The 20,008-nt window shown below is 69.4% G+C and carries 8 protein-coding genes and 1 pseudogene; 4 read left to right on the forward strand and 5 right to left on the reverse strand.

From position 1 onward, the window contains the following. Positions 1-146: pseudogene (locus ACWDAS_RS34270) on the forward strand (MarR family transcriptional regulator); the annotation flags it as partial. 359 nt (positions 147-505) lie between these two features. Here the strand turns inward: ACWDAS_RS34270 and ACWDAS_RS34275 are convergent. The 5 genes from ACWDAS_RS34275 to ACWDAS_RS34295 form a co-directional block, all read right to left on the reverse strand. Further along, on the reverse strand, positions 506-1,171 hold the full coding sequence (locus ACWDAS_RS34275) for a hypothetical protein (protein WP_450398683.1): 666 nt from the start codon (positions 1,169-1,171) through the stop codon (positions 506-508). Between the two features lie 192 nt (positions 1,172-1,363). After that, positions 1,364-1,900: a hypothetical protein gene (locus ACWDAS_RS34280; RefSeq protein WP_450398684.1), complete on the reverse strand. Its 537-nt coding sequence runs from the start codon at positions 1,898-1,900 to the stop codon at positions 1,364-1,366. A gap of 92 nt (positions 1,901-1,992) precedes the next feature. Then, on the reverse strand, positions 1,993-2,739 hold the full coding sequence (locus ACWDAS_RS34285; RefSeq protein ID WP_450398686.1) for a S8 family peptidase: 747 nt from the start codon (positions 2,737-2,739) through the stop codon (positions 1,993-1,995). Positions 2,740-2,794: 55 nt separating this feature from the next. After that, positions 2,795-3,832 (reverse strand): hypothetical protein, encoded by a 1,038-nt coding sequence (locus ACWDAS_RS34290; RefSeq protein WP_450398688.1) that lies wholly within the window; start codon positions 3,830-3,832, stop codon positions 2,795-2,797. Between the two features lie 348 nt (positions 3,833-4,180). Then, positions 4,181-5,752, reverse strand: a complete 1,572-nt coding sequence (locus tag ACWDAS_RS34295) for a carboxylesterase/lipase family protein (RefSeq protein ID WP_450398690.1) — start codon at positions 5,750-5,752, stop codon at positions 4,181-4,183. Between the two features lie 240 nt (positions 5,753-5,992). Between ACWDAS_RS34295 and ACWDAS_RS34300 the strand changes: the two genes are divergently transcribed. From ACWDAS_RS34300 to ACWDAS_RS34310, 3 genes are all read left to right on the forward strand, one after another. After that, the gene (locus tag ACWDAS_RS34300; RefSeq protein ID WP_450398767.1) at positions 5,993-7,681 is read left to right on the forward strand and encodes an FAD-dependent monooxygenase; all 1,689 of its coding nucleotides are present in this window, start codon (positions 5,993-5,995) and stop codon (positions 7,679-7,681) included. Positions 7,682-8,125: 444 nt separating this feature from the next. Continuing rightward, positions 8,126-8,677: a BMP family ABC transporter substrate-binding protein gene (locus ACWDAS_RS34305; protein ID WP_450398692.1), complete on the forward strand. Its 552-nt coding sequence runs from the start codon at positions 8,126-8,128 to the stop codon at positions 8,675-8,677. 333 nt (positions 8,678-9,010) lie between these two features. Then, positions 9,011-19,678, forward strand: coding sequence for a LamG-like jellyroll fold domain-containing protein (locus ACWDAS_RS34310; RefSeq protein WP_450398694.1), 10,668 nt, complete (start codon positions 9,011-9,013; stop codon positions 19,676-19,678). Positions 19,679-20,008 lie beyond the last annotated feature (330 nt).

Raw genomic sequence — 20,008 nt, forward strand, 5'->3', positions numbered from 1 at the left:
CCGCCCGCCTGGAGAACATCGCCCGCTTCCTCGACTTCATCAGCGAAAGCATCACCCGCGCCGCCGAACAGGCCCGCGAAGTCCTCCACACCACATCCGGAACAACCTCCGAACAGACCGCCCAACCAAGTCCGGACCACGGATAGGCAGCCGTCACGGTCGTCACAGCCGTGAGACGAGGCCGGCCGGGTCCCCGGGGGACCGCAGGGTTCCACCACGGCGGCCGTCCTCGACGGGCGCGCGGTCACCCCGACCTCGACGGCCAGGAACGGCTTTCGCGGTGGTCCGGGCCCAGTCCGTGTTTGAGATTCTCTCAGCCGTTGGCCTGGTGATGGCCGCACGGCTGGGGCAGGCGCGGATGGCGTTCGGACAGCCCTTCCGTGGCAGGCCAGGTCCCCGCGAGTGTTCGTGGGCACCTGATGTCATGCGACAGCGCGGGGAGGGATCGGCGCGGAGCTTGCCTGTGGCAGGAGGTGTGCCACCTGCTGCCACAGGCGCTTCGAGGTCAGGTCCCAGCCGGGACCGGCTCTGCTTCCTCGGACACGTCGCCGGCGTCGGCGACCGGGGGCGTGACGGGGGTGTAGAAGACGCTGCCTTGCTGGCGGGCACGTTCGGCGAGGCCCTTGGCGACCAGCGACTCCAAGGCGTTGCGCACCACGGGAGCGCTCGGTGTGGCGCGATGGGGGTGCTGCTTCGCCAGGGCATCGACGAATTCGCTGACCATGCGCGGTTCGCTGCTCGCGGCCAGTATGTCGACGACCAGGCTGCGCAGTGTCGGCTCCGTGCTCGATTGTGAGCCGCCGGGTTTCGGCTTCCTGCCCGCCTTGGGGGCGGTCTTCTTCTTCTCAGCCTTGCGGGCCGCCGGCTCACCGGTCGGCGTCTTCCGCCCGCGCGGACGGGGCACTGGCTGGACCGACGGCGCCACCTGCGGCTTGCCGACATGTTCGGCAGCGGACGTTTCACCTGCCGGTTGCTCCGGCGCAGCCGCGATCGGCGCACCGGCCACCGTTCCTTGCAGTTGGGTCAGCCACGCCCGTTCCTGTTCGAGCTGAGCCAGCTGGCTCCGAAGTTCCGCCAACTGCACGCGGACCTTTTCCTGCTCGTTGGCGTTGTTGTCCAGGTCCTCTGCGAGACGCGTCGCATACCGGTCCTGAATGGTGTTGTTGGACACGACAGCCGCTTCCTCGAGTATCGGGTGTTGCTGCCGGATAGTACCTACCCGCGAGTCAATGTGCGGGCTTGTCGTCTGCGAACACCCATATCGAGCCCCTCAGGGCAGTCTTGTTGTGCCCCCGCGGACCGGTACGGAAGCCATCGAGCAGTATGGACCGCACCCTTGGGGTGCGAGCTTTCGCCCTCTGCTTCACAGGTTTCTTTCACGGAGGCTGACGCCATGAAAGTGCTTGGAAATAGGGGAAGTTGAGGCCCTGCTCGTCGTCTGGCGCGCGGGCTGCAGGAGTGCGACTTGCTTGGGGGAGCGGGGGGACGTCGTGAGGACGCCTCGCAAGCGGGCCACGGCGTAGCCGACGACGGTGATCTCGTGGGTCTCCCCGGCCTTGACGGTGTTGTCCAGGGCCAGATCGAAGTCGTAGCGCAGGAAGATCAGCGGCTCCGGGCGGCAGGCCGCCTGGTTGCTGCCGACCACGTCACCCATGCACGGGCTCAGCTCCGGGGCGTCGACGAAGCCGTGAATCCCCAAGCTCAGCCGTATCGCGCCCGAGTCGTCCCGGGCGCTCAGCAGCCCGTTGTAGCCGCCGTAGGCCCCCTCGGTGCCGAGCACGCTGCCGTCGAGCGTCACCGACACCTCGGCGGACCCGCCCGCGGGGACGACCACCTTGTCCGTGCTGAGGGTGAACAGGCCCGCCGCGGCAGGCCGGCCGTCGGCGAAGGAGACCGGCATCGAGAGATGCAACGTGGTCGCCTCGTCGCCGCGGTTGGTGTACGTGATCTTCTTCGTAAGCGGCGAGTGCGGGTAGGCCAGGCGGCCGAAGTTCAGGTTCCCCTTCGGGACGATCCGCGGGTTGCGGTCGCGAGGTCCACTCGGCCGGTTCCCTGGGCGTACATGTCGTGCCCCAGGTCGGTGGCGGTGTCCATCAGCAGCGCCTTGATCTGCCGACCCGTCAGCTCCCGTTGCTGCTGGGCGACGATGGCCGCGGCGCCGACCACATGGGGTGTGGCCATCGAGGTCCCGCTGGCCGTGGTGTAGTACTGGTCCACCGGCGTGCCCATGCTCGTGCCGTCGGCGCGTGCCGCGACGATGTCGACGCCCGGTCCACGGGAGGAGAAACCGGCCATCTGGTCCTGCTTGTCGACCGCCGCCACGGTGAGCGCCTCGTCGGCGGAGCCCGGGCTGCTCACCGTTTCGCTGCGGGGGCCCTTGTTGCCCGCCGCGACCACGAAGAGGGTCCCGGTGGTGCGGCTCAGCTCGTTGAGCGCCTGGCTCATAGGGTCGGTCCCGTCGGTGGCGTCACCGCCGAGGCTCAGGTTGACGACCTTGGCCCCGGAGTGGGCGGCCCAGTCCATGGCCGCGATGATCCCGTCGTCGGGGCACTGCCCGTTGCTGTCGCAGACCTTGCCGACCAGCAGCTTGGCGTCGGGGGCGACGCCCTTGCGCAGCCCCTTGGACGCGGCGCCGCTGCCGAGGACCGTGGACGCCACGTGGGTGCCGTGTCCGTGACCGTCCTTGGTGCCCGTGGGACTGCCGGTGAAGTCGGCCTGCCCGACGATGCTTCCGGACACGTCCGGGTGGGCGAGAACGGACAGCGCTCCCTGGACGGGCGATGTCCCTGTTTCGCTAGTGGGTGATCTCGGGGTTGCTGATCAGGATGTCCTCGGTGGTCTGCCAGAGCCGGGGCAGGAACCGGGTGACTTCTTCGGCCCGGTGCAGAAGGTCGTGGCTGGAGCTGATGCCGAGGTCGCCGACGGCTGCCTGGAACGCCGGGACGAGGGAGGCGTGCAGGTGGGGAGCGTCGGTGGCCAGGATGGTGTGGCAGCGGGCGAAGGTCGCGGTGATCCAGAAGACCGCCTCACGGTGGTCGCCTGCACGGATGAGGGTCTGGCTCCCGTCGATGGCGATCGGCCGTGCGGCGGGGGTGATGTCGCTGCTGAAGGGGAACGGGGTCTTCGCCACCCGGGCGGTGGCGTCGAATGTCGCGGCGAGTTCGTGCAGATGGTGCTGGACGCGTCGCGCGGACAGGTGTGAACAGCCGAGGAGGCGGAGGAGATCGGGGTACAGGTTGAGGTGGCCGTAGTCGGCGAGGACCTTGCGTGCGGCCGGGTAGCGCAGGCGGACGGTGGGGTTGCGCAGGGCCGCGGCAAGAAGCACGTGGCAGGTCACACCGGTGGGGAACAGCCAGGCGGTCACCTGCTCGTGGAACGGTGCCGAGGTGTCGATCGCCGCGAGGCGGGCTTCGACCCGATGGCGGGCCCCCTGGCACCGGCGGCGGACCCAGGGAAGATCGGCGAACCGCGGTGAGATGTGTGCGTGCAGTTCGTGCAGACGGCCGGTGGGGTCATCGATGACTGTGTCGGTGCGGAAGCAGCCGGCCAGGTGGTAGGAGGCGAGGACCTCGTCGGCGGAGGCGAGCTCGCCCCAGGGCACGTAACTGATTTCCAGCAGGGCACCTTGGTGGCGGAGTTTTCCCGGCTTGGCCGGTGGGCTGTCCGCGGCGGTGACGACGCAGATGTCGACGTCGGAGGAGGCAGGCAGTTCGGCGTCGTTCGGCAGCCCGACGGTCGAGCCGCTGAAGTATGCGCCCCGATAGCCGGCATGGGATCGGGCGTACTCGGCGACCCACTGGCCTGCCATGGCACGTGCCAGTCCGACCTTCACGGCCCAATGCCCCCTGATGGCGAATGCAAGACGCTCATGGTTCCACCACCGTGCAGCTGGTGGGATGCGATGCCGAGTCGCCGCGCCGATTCGGCGGGCAGCTGGGGGATGGTGTCGGCAGTGCAGCGAGGTCGCCAGCCCGGTGAGGGGGATCGCCGCCTGCTCGGGCAGGGCGCGCGGGCCATGGTCCTGCCGGGCCGCGACGTGACGGTGACCAGCTCCACGCGCGGCAGGTGATGTGGGTCCTGCAGCAGCTGACGTGGCGAGGCCGGCGCCGGCGCCGGTGTGGTTCTGGTTGCCGGGGGAGTGTCGTGGCTGATGAGCCGGACGGACTGGGCGGGCCGGGCACTAGCGGCCGGTCAGTGGCAGGGCGGAGAACGCGTGCTCCTGCCATAGGAGGCGGGAGACCTCTTCCGGGTAGGCGGTGACGGCGGGTTGGGTGTCGAAGAGTTGTACGAGGTGTTGTTCCGCGTCGTACGGGGGCCAGCCGGGGTCGCCGTGGGTGGCGAATGCCGTCCAGGCGGTGCGGATGTGCGCGGAGAGCGCTTCGGCCTGCGGAGCGGAGGTTTGGCCGATCAGCAGGGCGGGTTGTCCGCTGTTCAGGTTGCCGAAGACGAGCGGCACGTCGAGGCCGTGGCAGGCGCCGAGGGCACCGTCCATGCCCGGGGCGGGCCAGGTCAGTTCGTAGAGGTGGGCGCGGCCGCCGCCGGTGGCCTGGGCCTGGGCGAGGTGGAGGCTGGGCATGCGGAAAAGCCAGTCGGAGTGGACGAGTTCGTACAGCTCGTCCGGTCCGGCGGCCGGGAACGCGTCACGGTAGCGGCGCGGGCCGTCCGGGGTGGGCGCGAAGACCCTGAGTGCGGCTTCTGCCTGCTCGTGGGTCACCTGGCCGAGGAGCCCTTCGAGGGCGGTGAACAGTCGCTGCTCGTGGCGGGTGTGACCGACGAGCAGGTCGGCGCCCCGTCCGGCGCCGCCTTCCAGGGCCTGCCAGGGGGTGACCGGGAGGACGTCGCCGTCGACGACGGGCGCGAGCAGAATTCCGCGGTGCGCGGCCGGTCCCCAGCGCTCCGTGTACTGGGCCGCCTTTGCGGCGACGGCGTCACCGGCGGCGGGCAGCTGGGACGGGGCCACTGTGGACAGGTCGGTGGCGGTGGGGCGCAGGCCCAGCTCGGCGGCGAAGGCTGCGCAGATGTCGGCGGCGAGTTCCGCCGAGAAGAATGTGCCCGGCACGCTCTGCGCCACCGCCCGGCGGAAGAGCCCGGCGGCGCGGTCCATGGCCAGCAGGGCGGCGACGGATCCGCCGCCGGCCGATTCACCGAAGATGGTGACGTTGTCCGGGTCGCCGCCGAAGGCCCCGATGTTGGCGCGGACCCATTCCAGGGCGGCGACCTGGTCGAGCAGGCCCCGGTTGGGTGGCGCTCCCTGGATCTGTGCGAAGCCCTCGATACCGACGCGGTAGTTGAAGGTGACCACAACGACGTCACCGTCGCGTGCGAGGCGGGCGCCGTCGTACTCGGGCAGGCTGGACATGCCGATCGTGTAGCCGCCGCCCTGGATCCACACCATCACCGGCAGCGCCGCGCCGGGGTCCGGCTCGGGTGTCCAGACGTTGACCGTCAGCCAGCTCTCCTCGCCCGCCGTGTCCGGTGCGAGGGCGCCCACGCCGAACACGCCGGCCTGAGGGGGCGGCGGGCCGTACGACAGGGCCGGCCGTACGCCGTCCCAGCCGCGCGGCGGTTGCGGCGCGGCGAAGCGGAGTGCGCCGCGGGGCGGCTCGGCGAACGGGATGCCCCGGAAGACCGCCACACCCCCCTCCCGGCCACCGCCCAGCGCACCGGCCGCCACGCGGACTTCGGGCTGGGGCTGCAGCGATGACGGGTACCCGGCGGGGGTATCGGACGGACTGGAACCGGAGACGGGCATAGCGGCTCGCTCTGTGGATCGGCGAGCGTGGACCGGGTGACGGGTAACGCTCGTGCACTCTGGACGGCCTTTGCACGGCCCTTGGCAGCCAGATCCTCCCCCTTCCCGCGCGTGATGCGCCAGCGAATTACCGGTGGCAGCGGTTTGCGGGCATCGAGGCGGGGCGCACCGGGGCGGACCTCTGGGCGCTCGGAGGAGCCGAAGACGTGCATGACGGCGTTGCCGGGGATGCGCTGGGCGATGTCGCGAGACCGTCGGTGGTCGCGCAGCAGGAGCGTCGGCCCGCCTCCAACGGCCCACTGCAGCAGCCTTGTTGCTGCCATCGTCAGGACCGGTCGACGTACATGTCTCTGTTACTGTCCGGGCCGGCAGGCCACTTCGGGGCTCGGGTCAACGGGCCGCGCCCCGGGGAAAGACTCGTTGGCGGAGGAACGCATGGGAGAGGTCGTTGTTGTCGGTGCGGGTCCGACCGGCCTGTGGCTGGCGGCGGAGCTGCGCCTGGCGGGCGTCGGTGTGACGGTTCTCGAAAGACGTGAGGAGCGGTTTCCCCACTCCAAGGGGTTCACCATTCATCCGCGCACCATGGAGATATGGGCGTCGCGCGGGGTTGACGACCTCTTCCTCGACGAGGGCGCGAAGATCCCGAACTCGCACTTCGGTCTGCTCGACCGCCGCCTCGACTTCAGCACGCTGGACACTCCCTTCCCGCACATCCTGGTGCTGGGTCAGCCGAGGGTCGAAGAACTGCTCGAGCAGTACGCCCTGGGCCTGGGCGTGGACATCAGGCGCGGGCACGGCTTCGCCGGCCTGACCCAGGACGACGATGGCGTGGTGGCACGGGTGGAGACCGCGTCCGGGACGTACATGCTGGAGGCCGACTACCTGGCCGGGTGTGACGGCGCCGCCAGCGAGGTCCGCAAAGCCGTAGGCATTGCCTTCCCGGGGACCGAGTCCACCGCGTACGCGTGGGTCGCCGATGTCACTCTCGATGATCCCCCGGGGGTTCCGTACTTTCAGCGCAACAGCGTCGCGGGTCAGGCGCTCATCGTGTCCATGGGCAACGGTGTGCACCGTGTCGGTGGGGTCAATGCCGGCGCCGCCGACGAGGGGGACTGGACGGAGCGTGCCGGGACCGAGGAACTGCGTGTCCGGCTGGCGGCCATAGCGGGGTCGGACTTCGGACTGCGAGATCCCATCTGGGTGTCGAGGACGGGCTCGGCCAACCGGCTCGCGGAGCGGTACCGGTGCGGACGCGTTCTGCTGGCCGGGGACGCGGCCCACCGTATCTTCCCCGCCGGCGGCATGGGCTTGAACGTCGGCCTGCAGGATGCCTGGAACCTGGGGTGGAAGCTCGCGGCCACCGTCCGGGGCTGGGCGCCGGATGGCCTGCTGGACAGCTACCACGACGAGCGGCATGCCGCCGGTGTCGCACTGGTCGAACTCGTCCGCGCGCAGACGGCGCTGATGACCGACTTCACACCGGAGCTGCTGGCCTTGCGAGCGGTCCTGAACCGCGCCGTAGCCGATGTGCCCTCGTTCTCCTCGTCGTTGGCCAAGGAAGTGTCCGGGCTCGCGGTCGTCTATGCGCCGACTCGTGGCGACGCCCATCCGCTGGTCGGCCACAGGGCGCCGGACATCCGGCTTGCCGACGGCCGGGGGCTTTTCTCGGTTCTCGCCCCCGATCGGTACCTCCTGCTCATGGCCTCGAAGGCCGATGCGGAGGCCGCGTCCTTCCTCACGGAAACCGCGCCCGCGCCCCGCCTGTTGACGGTGGTCGCGGAGGAAACCGGTGGCGGCCGCCCGGAGTGGGACGGGCTCCGCGCCGCGCTGATCCGTCCGGACGGCCATGTCGCCTGGGCCTCGCAGACGCGCGACGGCACAGCGCTGACGGCGGCCGCGGCAGACGCGGTCGCCGCCCTCCGGCGGTGACCTCGGGGCATTGTGGCGAGGGTCTTCGCCCCGCCTGGGGAGCCGCCACATCCGATGCGCGCCTTCGGCGGCTCCCCCCGTGGCGGGCCGGCAGCGTCAGCCGCACGCCGCGGTGGGAGGGGCCGGTCCTGCGGTTCTGCGGCACGCCGCCCGTGCGGGTGAGTGCCTTCGGTCTTTGCGATGGGGCGGGGGCTGGCGGGGTTTGCTATCGCGGCGGCGGGAGGGGCGGCACGCGTCCCTCCCGCCGGCGGGATCAGTAGTAGGGGTTGCCGTCCCACGGCGAGGTGTCGCAGGAGAGCGGGGTGTCGCCCTCGTAGGTGCACACGTTGAGGGCGGTGGTTCCTGCGGCTTCGCACTGCGTGGTGTTCGGGCGAGTGGGGTTGTTGCCTATGCTCCGTTGCTTGCGGGGACGAGATCCGGCCCTGTGCGTGGCAGGAAGGGCGTGTGGTGGTGCTGGGGATACCCGGGTTGGTCAGGACGCGGTTTCGGCCCTGGATGGCCGTGTGCGCGGGGGTGGGCGCCGCGCTGCTTGTGGGGGCGGTGGTCTGGTGGTGGCCGTCCGGTGAGAGGGAGGAGATGCCGACGGCCCGGGCGTACCGGGATGTCGACGCGTGCCTGCTGACCGATGGTCGCGGGGTGGTGCCGGGATCCCAGGCGGCACCGGTGTGGGCGGGGATGCAGGACGCCTCTGCTCGTACCCGGGTCCGGGTGAGCTTCCTTCAGGTGATGGGTCCCGATACCGAGGGGAACGCGGTTCCCTATGTGAACTCGCTGGTGGAGCAGCAGTGTTCGGTGGTTGTGGGGGTGGGAGGCGCCGAGGTGAAGGCGGTTCGCGCGGTCGCCCGCAAGCCCCGTGCGGCGGTGCGTTTCGTGGTGGTCGGCGACGGCCCGGCCGGCACGGGGGTTGCGCTGGTGCCCGCGGGTGGGGCCGAGCAGGTACGGGAAGCTGTGAGCCGGACCTTGACCGAATTGGCCCGTTCCGCATCGCGGACGTGAGCGGCGCCCTTGTGCGTGGGGCGGAGCAGTCCGTGCCCCGCACGCCGGGCCGGGTGCTCCGGCGCGTTGCCGCCATCGGCTATCGGGCTGCGAGAAGGCACGCCAGGACGCCGTGTCACCCGCTGACATAACGTCAGATTCCGCCGCCCGCACGCGAGTAGTGCGTCCTTAAAGATCAAATAAAGGTTCGCTGCGGTTCCTGGTCACGGCTGTTGGCGAGGCAGCAAGATCTGCTCCGGTCATGTCAACAGCGTGTTCGCGGGGGGTTTCCGCATGTCTTCACGTCGGGCTCGGGGTTCGGGCCGGCCGCTGCGTGTGCTCTCGCGTCGCGGGGTGGTGCGCGCGGTGGGGCTGGTGCTCGGCGTTGTGCTGACGCTGATGCCGACCGCCGAGGAGGCCATGGCACAGGGGGTGACGCTGCCGGCGCTGAGCATGCCGGACATGGCGCACCTGCTGGACTGGCTGCATTCCTCGCCGCTGCACCTTCCCAAGCAGAAGGGCGGGCTCGCGGACGGGCTGTCGCACAAAGCGACTTCGGCCGACACCCGCAGCGCGGGCGGACGCGGCCGCAAGCCCGGCCGGGGCAAGGGCGAACTGCCCGGCTACCGGCGGCACCTGCGCGACACGGACACGTTCACCACGGGTCCCGCGGTGGTCAAGGGCCGGGACGGCTTCAAGGCCGCCACCAGCCGACGGGTGGCGGATGAGTCGTCGGAGACCTCGGACGTCTTCGAGAACGCGGACGGCACGAAGACCCGGCGCGTGTACTTCGGCCGCAGCAACTTCCGCCGCCCGGGAGGGACCTGGACCGCCATCGACCCCACGCCCGTGAAGGCGGCGGGCGGCCGGTGGCGGGAGAAGGCAAACGACCTGGGCGTGGAGCTGGCCGCCACCGCCGACGACCCCGAACTGGCGTCGGTCGGCACGGACGCCGGCCACGCGGTGTCCTACTCCCTGGACGGCGTGGCGAACGTGCCGGGCCGCGCGGACGAGGACGGCGCCGTCCGGTACGCGGGCGTACTGCCGAGCACCGATCTCGTGCTGGTGCCTCAGTCGGGTGGCGTGAAGGAGAAGCTGGTGCTGTCCTCCTCGGACGCGCCGGCCTCGTGGTCGTTCACGCTGCGCACCAAGGGTCTGACTCCGGCCCTGGCCGAGGACGGCGCGGTGGAGTTCACCGATGCCTCCGGTCATGTGGTGCAGCGGATCCCGCACGCGTTCATGGAGGACGCGAGCGTGAACCCGGTGTCGGGGGAGCACGCCACGTCGCGGGCGGTGCGGTACGCGCTGGCGAAGTCGGGCGGCCGCTGGGCGCTGAAGGTGACCGCGGACACCTCGTGGATCAAGGACCCCGCGCGGACCTGGCCGATCGTGGTGGACCCGACGCTGACCATCAGCGACGACACCTACGCCGAGACCCAGAACACCGGTGACCACTCCACCGAGGACGTCTTCAAGGTCGGCTCCTACGACGCGGGCGTGCACAGCGCCAACTCGTTCCTGCACCTGACCGGCCTGACCGCGATGGTGCAGGACCAGAACGTGTCGGCGGCGAGTCTTCACCTGTTCGACGTGTGGGCGGCGTCGTGCACCCCGCAGCCGTTCTACGCCTCGCCGGTCACCGGCTCGTGGTCCGCGTCCGCCGTCACCTCCTACCCCGGACCGGACTGGGACCCCGTCCTGCTCGGACAGCTGACGGCCGACCCGGGGGCCGCCTGCACGAACACCGGTGGCGACCGCACCAAGGGCGTGTGGATGACGATGCCCCTGGACCGCACCTGGTTCAACGCGATCTCCACGGGCACGGGAAGCAACCACGGCATCGCACTGTACTCGACGACCACCGACACGGTGCACTGGAAGCAGTTCGAGTCCACCGAGAGCGCCCGCAAGCCGTACCTGGACCTGACCCTGGCGGCCAACACCGTGCCGCAGGTGGACGCGTCCTACCCGCCGGACAACTACAACGCCACCACGCTGCGGCCGGAGCTCGTCGCCTACGGTTCGGACGCGGACGACTACCCGGGCGATCCCCTCAAGTACCAGTTCCAGGTCCTGGACTCGGCCACCGGCACGGTGATCTCCGACTCGGGGCTGATCGCCGGCGGCGACTGGAAGGTGCCGACGGGGAAGCTGGTCTGGTCCGGCAGCTACCTGTGGCAGGTGCGGGCCTACGACGGGGTGGCGTACTCGCCGTGGGAGCAGAGCGCGCTCGCGACGGTGACGCCGCAGCCGGCGGTGACCTCGGGCCTGTCCCAGAACACCGACGGCCACGACTTCGACCCGGGCGTCGGGAACTACACCACCTCCGACACGGACGCGGACGTGCAGACGGTCGGGCCGTCCCTGTCGATCGAGCGCAACTACAACAGCCTGGACCCGCGGGCCGACGGCGCCTTCGGAGCCGGCTGGTCGACGGTGGCCGACATGGAGGCCGCCGAGGTCAAGGACGCCTCCGGCGCGGTCACATCGGTCAACGTCACCTACCCCGACGGCTCGCAGGTCGGGTTCGGCAAGAACGCCGACGGCTCCTTCACCCCGCCGCCCGGGCGCTGGGCGCAGCTGACCGTGACGACGTCCCCCGCCGGGTACAAACTGGTGGACAAGGACGTCACGGCTTACGTCTTCCAGCAGCCGATCCCGGGCCGTTCGGGCGCCTACGCGATCTCCTCGATCACCGACTACGCGGGCCGGGCGGAGAACTTCACATACGACGGCACCACGCATCTGCTGTCGAAGATCACCTCGCAGGTGTCGGGCCGGTCCCTCACGCTGAGCTGGTTCACCCCGGCGGGTACGACGGTGCCGCACGTGCAGACGGTGGCCACCGACCCGACGACGGCCGGGGACTGGCCCTCGGCCGAGACGTGGAAGTACGACTACAGCGGGGACGCGCTGACCCAGGTGTGCCCGCCGGCGGACTGGTCGCACTGCACGACGTACGGCTATGCCACCGGCTCGCACTACCGGACGCTGGTCCTCGACGCGGATCCGTTCGCGTACTGGCGGATGGGCGAGGCCTCGGGCACGGCGGCCGCCGACGCGGTGGACGACAACCAGGGCAAGCTGAACGGCACCTACCACAACGTGTCGTTGGGATCCGCGGGCCCGATCACGGGCTCGAAGGCGGCCTCGTTCAACGGCACCACCTCCTACGTCTCCATCCCGTCGACGCCAGGAGCGACGCGGACGTACTCGTCGGTGTCCCTGTGGTTCAAGACCAGCCAGGCCGGCGGAGTGCTGTTCTACTACGGCGACAAGCCGCTGACCGACTCCGACCCGGTCGCGCACACCAAGTACAACACCCCCGCGATCTACATCGGCACCAACGGCAAGCTACACGGCTGCTTCGCCCGGATGGGCGCCTGCAGCGCCCCGATCCAGTCCTCGGGCACGGTCAACAACAACGCCTGGCACCAGGTGGTACTCACCAGCGCCGGCAACACCCAGTCGATGTACCTGGACGGCGCGGCGGTCGGCACGCTGCCCGGCGACCTGTGGAGCTGGAACCAGCCGTACGTCTCCTTCGGCGCGGGCTTGGACACCCAGGGCTGGCCGGACATGCCCGCCGATCAGCTCGGGCACTTCAACGGCCTGATCGCCGAGGCCTCCATCGTCAACCAGCCGCTGAACGCCGCGGCTGTCAGCTCCCAGTACACGGCAGCGAAGCAGAGCGCGAAGCTGCTGCAGACCATCACCCTGCCTTCGGGCAAGACCCAGAACGCGGTGGTCTACAACCCGGTCGACGACACCATCTCCCAGGAGACCGACAACAACGGCGGCGTGTGGAAGCTCGTCCCGCCGACGGTGACCGGCTCCTCGCAGGTGTACCGGTCGGCGGTACTGGGCGCGGGCCCCTCCGGGTACTGGCGGCTGGCCGAGACCGCCGCCGCGCAGGCGGTGAACGAGGTCCACACCGGCTACGGCTCCTACAACAACGTCACGCTGGGCACAGCCGGCCCGTTCGGCTCCTCCGATGTGAAGGCGGCCTCGTTCAACGGCACCTCCAGCTTCGCCGAGGTGCCCGCGTCGCTGCTGCACGCGACGAAGGACCGCAGCGTCTCGCTGTGGTTCAAGACCGCCGTCTCCGGGGTGCTGATCGGCGACCAGCAGAACCCGATCGCGGGTGCGACCCAGGCCACGGGCTCGTGGAATCCGGTGCTGTACGTCGGTGCGGACGGAAAGCTGCACGGGCACTTCTGGAGCGTCTCCGGCTCCGGCGGTACGGCGTTCAGCTCCACCGGCACGGTGAACAACAACGCCTGGCACCACGCGGTGCTGAGCGTCGCCGGGTCCACGCAGACCATGTACGTGGACGGCGTGCAGCAGGCCACCTTCTCGGGCATCCCCAACGACCAGAACAACGCCCACGTCTATATCGGCGCCGGCTTCGCCAAGGGCTGGTACCAGAGTCCGTCGGACATCAGCTACTTCAACGGCTCCATCGCCGAGGTAGCCTTCTTCGACCAGGGGCTGACCACGGCCCAGGTGTCGCAGGAGTGGACGGCGTTCAAGTCGTCCTCGGGCGTGGCGCCGGTGCGCACGGTGAAGGTGCAGGTGCCGACCCAGGACGGGTCGACGAAGTACGTCACGTATGGCTACGACGTGGACAACGGCGGCCGGGTCCTGTCGCAGACCGACCCGCTGGGCGGACGGACCACCTACGGGTACGACACCTCCGGATTCCTCTACACGGTGACGGACCCCAACGGGAACACCACGACGACCGGGCACGACGTGCGGGGCAACGTGGTGTCGAAGACGACCTGCCAGAACCAGGCGGCCAACGCCTGCGCCACGGAGTACTACACCTACTATCCGGACGACACCACCGCGAACCCGGCACCGGACCCGCGCAACGACCTGGTGCTGACCAGCAGGGACGGGCGGTCCTCGGGTCCGACGGACACCCGGTATCTGACGACCTACTCGTACGACCAGTACGGCAACCAGACCGGTGAGACCACGCCGCCGGTGCCGGGCTTCCCGGCCGGCCGTACCTCGTCCACGACGTACACCACCGCGACCACCCCGGCCGACGGCGGCGGGAACGCGCCCCCGTACCTGCTGGCGTCGACGACGACGCCCGGCGGCGCCGTGACGTCGTACACCTACAACAGCAAGGGCGACCTGACGCAGCAGACCGATGCCAACGGCGCGTCGGTCGGATACGGGTACGACAACATCGGCCGGCTGACGTCGAAGAAGGAGATCAGCGACAGCTACCCGGCCGGCCTGGTGACGTCGTACGCGTACGACAAGGACGACCAGGTCACCACGGAGACCGACCCCGCGGTGACCAACCGCGTCACCGGCGCGGTGCACACCGCGCAGACGGTCACCGACCGCGACGTCGACGGCAATGTGACCGCCGAGACGATCAGCGACCTGACCGGTGGGGACGGCAAGCGGCGCACGGAGTGGACGTACGACTCGGCCAACCGCGTGCACACGCAGGACGAGGTCGCGGCCTTCAACGCCGACGGCACGGTCAAGACCCGGCAGACCACCACATACGGCTACAACGTGTACGGCAACGTGGTCTCCGAGGTCGACGCGGTCGGCAACGAGACGGACTACACCTTCGACGTCCTCGGACGGCAGCTGACCACCACTCAGCCGAACTTCACCGGTGACCCGGACAACCCGTCGCCGGCCAGGACCCTGACCCTGGACTCGCGGGCCTACGACCCGGCCGGCCGCCTCGCCTCGGTGACGGACTCCATGGGCTGGACGACCTCCTACACCTACACCGACGACGGTCAGGTCGCCACGGTCACCCGCACCGACGCGGTGACCGACCCGCAGCACCCCCAGTCCTTCGTGCAGCAGGCCAACACCTACGACGCGGCCGGGAACCTGATCCAGCAGGTGTCCAACAACGGTGCGACCACCACCGCCTACACCGTGGACGCCGCCGACCGGACCACCGTCACCACCCTCGACCCCGCGGGCCTGGCCCGGACCAGCACGGTGTCGTACGACCCGGACGACCACGTCGTCACCAGCACCCGCAGCGGCACGACCGGCACCCCCGAGACGACGACCTACACCTACGACGCCCTGGGCAACTCCACCTCCAGCACGGCCCACGACGGCACCACCGCTCCCGTCGGCCGCTGGAAGCTGAACGAGACCTCCGGCACCAGCGCGGCCGACTCGTCCGGCGGCGCCAACACCGCGACCACCGGCAGCGCGGTGACGTGGTCCACCGACCACGGCGGCAGTGCCGTGTTCAACGGCACGTCCAACGCCTACGCCGAGACCAGCGGTCCCGCGGTGGACACCGCCGTCGGCTTCACCGTCTCCGCGTGGGTCAAGCTCGCCTCCACGGCGGCCAACTCCACCTTCGTCTCCCAGAACGGCGACCACACCAGCGCCTTCCAGCTCTACTACTCCTCCGGAGCCGGGAACTGGGCCTTCGGCGGCCACAACGCGGACACCGACACCGCCGCCTGGACCGCGGCGTACGGCGGCACCCCCGTCGTCGGCCAGTGGACCCACCTCGTCGGCGTCTTCGACGCCGCCGCGGGCCAGTTCAACCTCTACGTCAACGGCGCCCTGTCCTCCTCCAAGGCGTTCACGACCCCCTGGAACTCCGACGGCACCCTCGACATCGCCCGCAAGCTGTCCAGCGGCACGTGGAGCGAGTACGCCAACGGATCGATCTCCGATGCGCAGGTGTACTCCGAGGCCCTCACCGCCTCGCAGGTGTCGAGCCTGTACGGCGGGACGCTCCCGGCGAGCGGTTCCACCGTCCGCACCACCCGTCAGCACCTTGACCAGCGCGGGCTCGCGACGTGGTCCTCGGACGAGAAGGGCAACGTCACCTCCTACTCCTACGACGAGGCCGGCAACCTGTCGCAGGTCGTCGCGCCGACCGTGAACGTGGAGACGGCGGATCCCGCGACCGGGACCACGACGGTCTCGGCGCAGCACCCGGTCTCCTCCACCGGCTACAACACCTTCGGCGAGGCGGCCGAGAGCAAGGATCCGAACGGGAACGTCAGCACGACCGGCTACGACCCGCTCGGCCAGCAGGTCTCGCAGACCCTGCCCTCCTACACCCCGCCCGGTTCCGCCACGCCGATCACGCCTGCCACGTCGACGGAGTACAACAGCATCGGCCAGATCACGGCCGAGACCGACGCGCTTCAGAACCGCACCACCTACACCTACGACCAGCTCGGCGACCAGGTGGACACCACCCTGCCGGGCGGCCGCACCACCCATTCGGTGTACGACACCGACGGCGACCTGCTGTCGGAGACCGACCCGACGGGCGCGACCACGCAGGCCACGTACGACTATCTGGGCCGCGAGCAGACCACGACGCAGGTGGAGCGCAAGCCCTCGCAGGCCGCCTACACCACGGTCAACCACTACGACGCGCCGCACGGCTGGCTGACCTCCTCGGTCTCCCCGTCGGGAGTGACGACGTCCTTCGGATACAACGCCGCCGGGGAACAGACCACGGTCACCGACGGGGCGAACAATCCCACCACGTACGGGTACGACCTGGCGGGCCGGCAGAACAAGGTCACCAACCCGGACGGCACCTCGACCTCCACCACCTACGACGTGTTCGGCAATCCGGTCGGCACCGCGGAGGCGGACACGACGGGGATGGTGCGGCGCACCACCTCCGCGGAGTTCGACCCGGCGGGCAACATGATCAGCTCGACGGACGGAAACCGCCACACCACCCGCTTCACGCTGGACGCCACCGGCATGGTGACCAAGGAGGTCCAGCCGGTCTCGGCGTCCGAGTCGATCACCACTTCCTTCGGCTACGACGCGGCCGGCAACCGCACCCGCTTCACCGACGGCCGCGGAGTCGACGCGACCGGCAACCCGGTGGCGGGGCACGACTTCCTGACCACCTACAACCGGTGGAACCTGCCGGAGTCGCTGATCGAGCCCTCAACACCCGCATACCCGGCGCTCGCGGACCGCACCTTCACCACCGGCTACGACGCGGACGGCCGAGTGGCGCAGCAGCTGTCACCCGGCGGTGTGACCGTCAGCAACACCTACGACGAGGTCGGTCAGCTGACCCGGCAGAGCGGAACCGGCGCGGAAGCCGCGACGCTCGACCACACCTTCGGCTACGACGCCGCCGGACACATCACGTCGTCGGCGGCGCCCGGCACGGACGACACGTTCAGCTACGACGACCGCGGCGACCTGCTCAGCACCGCCGGCCCCTCCGGTGCCTCGTCCTTCGCATACGACGGGGACGGACGGATGACGGCGCGCACCGACGCGGCGGGCACCTCGAACTACGGGTACGACACCGCGGGCCGGCTGAAGACGGTCAATGACGCCGCGACCGGGTCGACGGCGACCATCAGCTACAACCTCATGTCGCTGCCGAGTGACATCTCCTACGGCACCGGCAAGGCCCACCGGGCGCTCGGCTACGACTGGGCGCACCGGCTGACCTCCGACATCCTCTCCAGCCCCTCGGGCGCGACCGAGGCGTCGATCGCCTACGACTACGACCAGAACGACAACGAGACCTCCAAGACCACCACCGGGGTCGCGGGGGCCGGCACCAGCACCTACACCTACGACTGGGCCGACCGCCTCAAGTCGTGGAACAACGGCGCCTCGACCGTCACCTACGGATACGACGCCTCAGGCAACCGTACCCAGGCGGCCGGCGACACCTACACCTACGACGCCCGCAACGAACTGACCTCCGACGGGCACAACAGCTACGCCTACACCGCCCGCGGAACGCTGCGCTCCACCACCGACGAGCAGAGCGAAACCAGCCTCACCGTCGCGGACGCCTTCAACCGGGTCGTCAACTCCGGGACCGTGGCCTACACCTACGACGGCCTGGACCGCGTACTCACCGCCAACGGGGGACTGAGCCAGCAGTCCTTCGTGTACACAGGAACCGGCAACGACCTGGCCTCCGACGGGGGAACGACGTACAGCCGCGACCCCGGCGGCGGGCTGTTCGGCATCAACGCCTCCGGCGTCAAGGTGCTGGCCATGACCGACCTGCACGACGACCTGGTCGGCCAGTTCACCGACAGCGGATCCGCGCTGACCGGATCGACGACCTACGACCCGTTCGGCAAGATCGTCGCCGGCTCGGGCATGCTGGGCCACCTGGGGTACCAGTCCGAATGGACCGACCCCGACACCGACCAGGTCGACATGGCCGCCCGCTGGTACAACCCCGACACCGGCCAGTTCACCTCTCGTGACACCGTCGGCCTCAACCCCGTCCCCGACTCGGTCAACGCCGACCGCTTCGCCTACGCCGACGACAATCCCCTCACCACGACCGATCCCACCGGGCACTGGGGCTGGTCCAGCTTCACCCACGCGGTCTCCCACGCCTGGCACTCCACCACCAAGGCGGTGTCCTCGTCGTGGAGCAACAGCTGGTCGTACGCCGCTCTGAACCGCGGCTGGGACCTGGCCAAGAGCACCTACCACGCGGCCAAGAAGGTCGCCCACCAGGTCAAGAAGCACGGGGTCGTCGGCGCGGCGAAGCACTACGCGCGCAAGGCCGTCCGCTACATCCGCGACTCGCACCCGCGGCTGTACCACTACGTCGCGCACCAGTACCACCGTGCCCGTCACTATGTGCACAAGAAGTTGAAGGCGGCCAAGAAGAAATGGCACGCCGCGGTCAAGGCCGCGAAGAGCGCCGGTAAAGCCCTGGGCCACCAGCTCAAGCGGGCCAAGAGAGCCGCGGGCAACTTCGTCAAGAAGCACAAGACGGCGATCGTCGGAACGCTCGTGGGTCTGGCGGTGGTCGGTGCGGCCGCCTGCGTGGTCCTGACCGCGGGCGCCTGCATCGGGGCCATCGGCGGAGCCATGCTCGAGGGCGCCGCGATGATGGGCACCGAAGGCGCGATCGCCGGGGTCATCGGCGCCGCCATCACCGAGGGCGGATCAGCTGTCATCGGTGCGGGGATCGCCGCAGGCGCAGGCGGAAGCGCTGCCGCGGTGGAGGCGACCGTCGGGGACGAGGCGGCGACGGCCGGCAGCGCCACCCGGTCGGCCGGAGCCAAGCCGCCCGTCGAGGACGAACCACCGGTGGCAGGCCGCGGTTCGGCGAAGGACAAGCCGGGAGGAACTCAGGGCCGCCCCGGGGCGGGCTGCACGACGGTCCCACACAGCTTCACTGCCGCCACACGAGTCCTGCTCGCCAGCGGCGCCTCGAAGCCGATCAGCGCCATCAAGGTCGGCGACCTGGTCAAGAACGCCGCACCCGCCGAGACGAAGAACGAGGTCCACCGGGTCGACCGGGTGATCGTCACCAAGACGGACCGCGACTTCACCGACATCACCGTCGCCACCAAGTCGGGCCCCAAGGTCATCCACACGACCAAGCACCACCAGTTCTACGACGCCACCACCAACGCCTGGACCCAGGCCGCCGGCCTCAAGGCCCATCACAAGCTCCAGAACGCGAGCGGCAGCACCACCGAGATCCTCAACGTCCGCTCGTACACCGCCACCCGCACCACCTACGACCTCACCATCGACGGCCTCCACACGTACTATGTGGTGGCGGGCGGCGTCCCGATCTTGGTCCACAACACCAATTGCCCCACTGTTTCTAAGGGTGATATCCAAGGGCTCCACGACCGGGCTAGGTCGCTATATGGCGGACTCGGTCAAGGTAAGGCCACCGTTTCGGTTGCGAGAGTCTGGAATAGTGCAACTCGGCAGACGGAAGAGTGGGTGGCTACACACATGGCGGACCTCCCGGCTTCGGTCGCAAAGAACCTGAATGGCGCAATTTACAAATTCGGCGATGGCGATGCGGAAGCCACAATTGTTGGCGCCCTGGGTGATGAGCACACACTTCTCGGGATCGCGTCTAGCACTCGAATATGTCCCAGCTGTTTCGCTACGATCAGGGGCGTGCCTGGGATGATTCAAACCACGATTGGTAGAGGCGCCGAGGATCTGCCGGACTATACTGAGTGGCGAACTGCAATTAACCGAAATTTCTGGGATGGGACCTGAGCCTCGCCTGGTAAGAGTTCACAGGCGTGGGGCGATGTGCGTAGATCGTGGACGTAGCTTCGCTCGAATATTGGGGATGGAGGTGACAGCTTTGCTGTGCGAGATTTGCGGAAGCCGGACGCGGCCGCTGTCGGTATCGAATTATGAACGCGTCTCCGAGCGGCGATCGGTCTGTTCCTGGTGCTTTGCATTGAACAGCACTTGGAGTGATGGCCGGGAGGTGAAGCCTGTGTATCTCTCGCCGGATACGCGATGGGAAGTCGCGCGTTCCGATGGATTGCCAGAGGACGTCTCACATGCCTACGGATTCTTTGGATCGACACTCTGTGG

This window comes from Streptomyces sp. NPDC001070 (assembly GCF_053598835.1).